A 307-nucleotide genomic window follows, 5' to 3' on the forward strand; every position below is an offset into this window, starting at 1 on the left:
CCGTGGTACTGCTGTCATTGCCCGCCGCATCGGTGATCTTGAACAAAATCGTGCTACTGCCCGACAGCGTGGCCCCATCCCAACTGATGGCCGTGCCACTGACCTTGCTGGTAATGTCGATCCAGGTGCTACCGTTATCGACCGATCCGTAGAGAATGTCGCCCGTCGCCAGTGCACCACTGAGGGTACCAGTGATGGTCTGGCTCGCCGTCTTCGTTACAAAATCCGTTGCCGCAGTACCCGTATCCGCACTGATGTCGACACTGCTGATCGTCAGGGTCGGCGCTGTGGTATCAAGTACGTAGGT

The 307-nt window shown here is 57.7% G+C and carries 1 protein-coding gene; it reads right to left on the minus strand.

Going from position 1 to position 307, the window contains the following annotated elements; translation table 11 throughout:
- Positions 1 to 307: Ig-like domain-containing protein (locus QWI17_RS00035; RefSeq protein WP_302720466.1), on the minus strand; the 307-nt coding region annotated here is incomplete at both ends.

Source organism: Gilvimarinus gilvus, assembly GCF_030518155.1.
GTDB lineage: Bacteria > Pseudomonadota > Gammaproteobacteria > Pseudomonadales > Cellvibrionaceae > Gilvimarinus > Gilvimarinus gilvus.